The sequence below is a fragment of the Chryseobacterium sp. 22458 genome (assembly GCF_052044975.1).
Taxonomy (GTDB): Bacteria; Bacteroidota; Bacteroidia; order Flavobacteriales; family Weeksellaceae; genus Chryseobacterium.
On the sequence record NZ_JBQEOA010000002.1, the window covers coordinates 744,994 to 751,461 of the forward strand.

The 6,468-nt window shown below is 38.9% G+C and carries 6 protein-coding genes; 2 read left to right on the forward strand and 4 right to left on the reverse strand.

Annotated elements, in window-relative coordinates; genetic code table 11:
* Window positions 1-166 precede the first annotated feature (166 nt).
* Entirely contained in the window at window positions 167-1,276 is a 1,110-nt protein-coding gene (locus ACTJJF_RS10685; protein WP_065398914.1) for an Mrp/NBP35 family ATP-binding protein, read from the forward strand.
* A gap of 45 nt (window positions 1,277-1,321) precedes the next feature.
* Window positions 1,322-1,570, forward strand: a complete 249-nt coding sequence (locus ACTJJF_RS10690) for a NifU family protein (RefSeq protein WP_045500144.1) — start codon at window positions 1,322-1,324, stop codon at window positions 1,568-1,570.
* Between the two features lie 226 nt (window positions 1,571-1,796).
* Here ACTJJF_RS10690 and ACTJJF_RS10695 read toward each other — a convergent pair whose 3' ends face one another.
* The 4 genes from ACTJJF_RS10695 to ACTJJF_RS10710 form a co-directional block, all read right to left on the reverse strand.
* Window positions 1,797-2,189: a DUF3060 domain-containing protein gene (locus tag ACTJJF_RS10695; protein WP_440699644.1), complete on the reverse strand. Its 393-nt coding sequence runs from the start codon at window positions 2,187-2,189 to the stop codon at window positions 1,797-1,799.
* Window positions 2,190-2,359: 170 nt separating this feature from the next.
* The gene (locus tag ACTJJF_RS10700; protein ID WP_440699645.1) at window positions 2,360-5,398 is read right to left on the reverse strand and encodes a choice-of-anchor I family protein; all 3,039 of its coding nucleotides are present in this window, start codon (window positions 5,396-5,398) and stop codon (window positions 2,360-2,362) included.
* Window positions 5,399-5,540: 142 nt separating this feature from the next.
* Window positions 5,541-5,690, reverse strand: a complete 150-nt coding sequence (locus ACTJJF_RS10705) for a hypothetical protein (protein ID WP_440699646.1) — start codon at window positions 5,688-5,690, stop codon at window positions 5,541-5,543.
* Window positions 5,687-6,340, reverse strand: a complete 654-nt coding sequence (locus ACTJJF_RS10710) for an NAD-dependent epimerase/dehydratase family protein (protein WP_440699647.1) — start codon at window positions 6,338-6,340, stop codon at window positions 5,687-5,689. Before ACTJJF_RS10710 ends, ACTJJF_RS10705 begins: the two co-directional genes overlap by 4 nt.
* Window positions 6,341-6,468 lie beyond the last annotated feature (128 nt).

Here is a 6,468-nt window from a genome sequence, read left to right on the forward strand (position 1 = left end):
CAACAAAAAACGGATGAAAATATCTTTTCGGGAACGGTTTCCGATAAGAATATTCTGATGGATAAAATCCTGAAGCCCTGTGTTTACAAAAGAATTTATCTATGATTGTGTTTACTTATTCTAAATAGGTAAAAAATCCGTAAATTTGTAAACAATTTATATTTATATGTTGACGAAAGAAAAGGTTCAGGAATTCCTTAAAGAAATAGAAGTAGACGATTTAGTAAATAATCTTCAGATCATGGGTAATGATGTTTATATTGATATGACAGCTCATTCACCTGCAATGCATGAAAAGAAAAAACTGGAAGCTGCCATGAAGCAGGCTTTTGCCAGTGAGTTTGGAGAAGATATTCATCTGAAACTTAAGATTGTTTCTCCGGAACCTAGTGAAATTCAGCAAAGTCAGATCAAAGGAAAACAAATTCCGGGTATTCAGAATATTATCGCTATTGCTTCCGGTAAAGGAGGAGTAGGGAAGTCTACCGTTTCTGCAAATATGGCGGTAACGTTAGCTAAAATGGGCTTTAAAGTAGGATTATTAGATGCTGATATCTACGGACCGTCAGTGCCTACAATGTTTGATACAGAAGGTCAGAAACCGATTTCTGTAGAAGTAAACGGTAAAAATCTGATGAAACCTATTGAAAATTATGGTGTGAAAATGCTTTCGATAGGATATTTCTCTGGAGCTAACCAGGCAGTGGTGTGGAGAGGGCCAATGGCTTCCAAAGCACTGAACCAGATGATCAGAGATGCTGCATGGGGCGAACTTGATTTCTTATTAATCGACCTTCCTCCGGGAACAGGTGACATCCACTTATCCATCATCCAGGAAGTTCCTGTAACAGGAGCGGTGATCGTAAGTACTCCTCAGCATGTAGCTTTAGCAGACGTAAGAAAAGGTATTGCCATGTTCCAGATGGAAAGCATTAATATTCCGGTTCTTGGATTGATCGAAAATATGGCATATTTTACTCCGGAAGAACTTCCTGACAATAAATATTATATCTTTGGAAACCAGGGAGCACAATATCTGGCGGAGGATCTGGGAATTCCTGTACTGGGAGAGATTCCATTGATCCAAAGCATCAGAGAAGCAGGAGACGTTGGAAGACCGGCTGCACTGCAGGAAGACTCTAAAATTGCAGAAATCTATACTGAGACAGCAAGAAAAATGGTTGAAAGCTTAGTGGAAAGAAATAAAAACCTGCCTCCTACTGAAGCGGTGAAGATCTCAACGATGGCAGGATGCTCGCCAAAAGCAAAAAAATAATTAATTTCAATTACATTTGAAAAAACCGAATTGAACTGAAAAAATATGGAAACAAACATAACGCACGAAGATACAGTAACAAGAGTAATGGAAGCTCTGGAAAGCATCAGACCGTTTTTGAATAAAGACGGCGGTGATATTGAGCTTATTGATGTGAAAGATAATCAGGTTTTTGTAAAGCTTTTAGGTAACTGTTCCGGATGCTCACTGAACTTTTCAACCCTGAAGCTGGGTGTTGAAAACACAATCAAGCAACATGCTCCGGAAATCGAAAAAGTAGTGAACGTAGAGTAAAAACTACGACTGAGATATTTGTAAAGACAGGCTTTTTTTAAGGTCTGTCTTTTTTTGTTTCAAGAATGACTTCCTTTGTGTTAATCATCTGAAATATTTCTGGATAGCAGTAAAAATAAACCTGACAGGTTTCTGAAACCTGTTAGGTTTTATAGATCAGAGATTTTCAATATTAAATATAAAAATAAAGGCTCAGATCATTAATCCAAGCCTTGTTTATTGTATTTTATTGTTTCACTACCTTATTTCCCACTCCTGTAAGTGAAGCATCCGGTTTTCCTGATTTTGTTCCTGAAGTCCTGTAGTAGACGGTATTGCCACCTCCTTCTATGGCTACTTTATCTACTCTGTCGATATAGACCTTATTGCCCGTTCCTGAAACGGAAACCTTTTTAGCACTTCCTTTAACGGTTACGGTATTATCACCTCCTGAAACTTCTACCATTCCTCCGTTAAGAGTATAATTAAGTTTATGGCCTACGCCTTCCACTTCTATTTTTTTATTGCCGTCGGTCTGTGCAACGCCTTTTATAGATTCTACTTTGGTAGATTGAGAAAATACGACTCCTGTTCCTGTCAGCAAAAAGGCAAGAATGCCTATCGTTTTAATATTTTTCATTATGAATTTGGTTTTGTGGGGATAAATATAGACATAAAATAAATTAAGTTTTGTAAATCAAAAGTTAAATCATCTTAAATATTGAATTTTACGAAGTTAAATTTTCAATCGTCTCCCGGATTACTTTCAGTACATCGGTTGAGCTAAAAAAATTAAATTATAAAATAACCTTACTTTACAATGACTCTCTTCAAATGCCCTTCTGAAGTTTTTACAAGGTAAACACCCGCAGAAAGATCCGTAGTATTGATTGTTAAAGCATTTTTCTCTTTTCCGATCAGCTTTCCTGACATATCGTACATTTCGTAATCCTGTTTTCTGTTGAAATAAAGTGTATTTCCTTTGTTTACAGGATTCGGGAATATATTGAAGGTTGCTGTTTCTGATTTTGTTTCAGCTGTCCCTAAAGTAGGCGGCATTGCCACTTCATACATTGATAATGTTCCGCTGATCTCATTGGCAATAATGACATAGCCCTTATGGGTTGTGGTATTTTCCGGAGCAATGTAAATGATACCTTCCGGGCCGTTATCTCCGCCGTATGCAGAGGTAGAACGGGAATGTTTGTAATCTGTAAAGGTAGGGTTGTTCGGATCTGTGATATTGTAAACCATTACTCCTCCGGTTCGTTCCAGGGTAATGAAAGCATAAGTCTGTCCGTTAATGGTTCCTAATGCCACTCCTTCCGGTTCCGGTCCTTTTGCACGGCTTCTGTTTTTAACGGCATTGGATTCATTATCAACATTGAACAGCAAAGGATGGTTGGCTGCAATATATCTTTCAAACTGGTCCCCACTGTCATATACAATCTGCCTGGTATCTGCATTGAAAATTGAGAATGAGCGGGCTCCTAATGCTGATATCTCTTCAAAGTCCGTATCTCCGTCCGTATTTCCGGTAGCAGAAGAAACCCTGAATCTTCCTAAATTATGAGAAGCTTTTAATATTGCTGAATTAGGGAAAATTGCCGGATCTAAAATATAACTGTTTGCCCCTATAGTTGTTCTTTCGCTGTATCCTGAAAGGTCTTTTTCATCACCTTCATTAGCCGTTACGATATATTGGGTACTCCCGACCTTGTAATTCTGTACGGCATCAGGAACGTAATAAGCCTTTACCGGCCAGTTGGCGATCAATACTTCTCCGTTATTGTCTGAAGCGTCGAAGCCATTACCGGGAAGGCTCATATCTTTTTTACCTAATCCCCAGATCCCTGTAATTGTTTTTGTAGCAAGATTAACCTCAGCAATAGCATTGTTCTCCTGAAGCGTTACCCATGCTTTCTGGCTGTCTGCACTGATGGTTACATATTCCGGTTCCAGATCCTGGGAAAGTGTATTATTGGTTCTTACCTTTCTTAATCCTGTAGCCGTTAATGCTACCACCTGAGAATCAAAATTATTGAAATTAAGAGTGGTCACGTCAGACTGGGTAAGATTTCCGATTCCTCCTGAAATATCGATGATACTGATGGTTCCTTCAGGATCTGTAGTGTAGGCATCATTCGGTTCTCCTTCATTGGCCGTCACTACTTTTGTACCGTCAGGTGTGAAGGTGACCATATCCGGAAGAGCTCCTACAGAAACCTGCTTCAGAAAGTTCCCGTTGATATCAAAGAATACGACAGATCCGTTTTGTTGCGGATTGGTATTCGGGGAAGCGGCAGCAATGATTCCGTTTTTTACAGCAATACTTGTAATGCCTCCATAAGCAGCCATGTTGACTGTTTTTACAACAGATGGAGTGGCAGGTGTACTGAAATCAATAATATCAAAAACATCTGTAAGTGAACTGATCGTAAATAAACGCTGGGTTGCAGGATCATGAACAACAATCTCAGTAGAGCTGTTATTGTTTCCAGACGGATCAAAACTTCCGATATAATTCAATTGGATCTGCTGGGAAGGTACAGGTGCCTGTTTATCATTATCCACAATATAAACCGTTGCGGAATTATCTCCGGAAATGGTTGCTCCGGCAGGATTTTCAAGGCTTACCACGAAATATTCAGCCTGCTGCTCTTCCAGGCTGTCGTCAATAATAGGAATATTAACGGTATAACTGTTGGTGGAAGGGGTAATATTGATCGTTTGATTCACTAATGTAAAATCATTATTATCTGCCGTGCTGAAAGGAGCCGGCTTTACAACAAGGTTGACTGTAGCAGCTGAAGGGTTTGCAATATTGATTTTAAATGCAAGATTTCCTGCATTTTCATTGACTTTAATTAAATTTTTATCTAAAGAGATGGTGGTACCTGCTGTGGTAAAAGTACTGGACGTCACTGACGTTACTCCATTATCACTGAAATCCTCAACCACATTGGGTTTAAGTGCTACATAATAAGTCTGTCCCGGCACTAAGCCGGATGCAGGAATTATGGTGATGGTATTGCTGCTGAAAGCAGTGGTGAAGGGAACCTGTGTACCTGTAGCATTTCCCAGACGGAATTCTACAAGGCTTTGTGCATTAGAATCGTTGATTGCTGAATTATCTGTCAGTCTTACATTTTCGTTAAAAGCTATTGTCGGATTTATAGCTGTAGAGGCATTATTCGTGTTATGGGCCGGAAGATAGGTAACAACGGGCGGAGTGATATCTGCACCTCCTGCAGGGCTTGCATCTACTGTGAAATTATCAAAACGGTTGTTACCACCTGTGCCTCCTCCGGTAGCGGTAAATTCAACCTTTAGTTTAAAGTTTGGATTATTGGAAGCACCCGGAACGGCTGAAAAATCTAAAGTAACCAGCTGGGGATTGGCATCCTGAGGATTCACGGTCTGATACTGTACAAACGTAGTTCCGTCTGTTGAGTAAGACCATGTCTGTGTTCCTGCTCCCTGGCCGGATCTTCGGGTGGAAAACTTTACCACAATGTTCTGATATCCCGTTGTCGGAATATTAAACTGTAATGCTCCTCCGATAGGATTGTTGAATCTCAGGTGAGTTCCGGAAGGATCACTGTTTCTGGCATTCAGATTATCAACATTAAAGTTCTGTCCGGTACCGTTCGCAAAATCGATGATACTTGTACCGCCTGCTATGGCTGTAAGGGAACCATTGACAAGGGTAGAAGAAGGAATGGTGATAGAGGTTTCGGAAGTATTGTTGTTAAAATTCCAGTAATGGATCAGCGTCTGTCCGGAAAGTCCGCTCTGGAAAAAGAATGCGGCAATGACAGACCCTTTTAATAGGTAGTTGTTGATCATTTTTGTACTTCAATTAGATATACAAAAATGAACTTTATGTTTCGCAACTATTTTAATGGAATTTTAAGAAATGTTTAAAAAATAGGTTTGTTTCTGATAAAAAGATAAAATTAAATTTCAAAGAATACAATACAGCGTTCAGTTATCTGGAAGATTTTCCTGAAAAGTTTAAAATTTTTCCTGCCTTACTGCCTTCCAGCGGATGTTTCTGCATATAGAAAAAGCCTGAAACTGCAGTCAGAACCAAGAGTACAAAAATAACCAGAACAATTCTTTTTAACATGTCTCTCATATCGCTAAATTTTTAATATCTCTAATTTCTAAAGTTGCTGTAGGGTATCCCTTTTGTGTGACATTGATCATTGCTCTACCTACTTCGTGTAAAGTTAATGATTTTGTCGGTAAAAAAACAGGAAAAATCCAAATAAAAGGTTTGAAAAACCATTTTACATTCAATTGGCCGTCAACAGGTTTCATAAATCCGGGTCTGAAATTATAAGCTCCTCTGAAGTTCATTTTTTTCAGGGTATTTTCTGTTCTTCCTTTTACCCTTGCCCACATCTGCTTTCCACTTTCTGTACTGTCAGTACCTGCTCCGGATACATAGCTGAAGACCATTTCGGGGTTTTGATAAAGTACTGCTTCTGCAAAGCGGATGGTGGTATCGTAAGTAATTTTAGTATATTCATCTTCATTCATTCCTACACTGCTGATCCCGGCACAGAAGAAACAGGCATCGTAGCCTTTCAGATTTTCATCATGGTTATCTATTGACAAAAAGTCAGAAACGAGATATTCTTTCAGCTTTGGATGCTCTTTTCCTGACGGTTTTCTGCTTATGCTGAGTATTTCGGAAACATTGGGATTTTCAAGGCATTCCATTAAAACACCTTCACCTACCATTCCTGTAGCGCCTGTAAGAATTATTTTTATTGAGTCCATTGTTTTGCTATTGATAGTTGCATGACGGATGGGGTGGGGGAATTACTTTAAAAAAGATAAAAGATAAAAGATAAAAGATAAAAGATAAAAGATAAAAGATAAAAGATAAAAGATAAAAGATAAAAGAT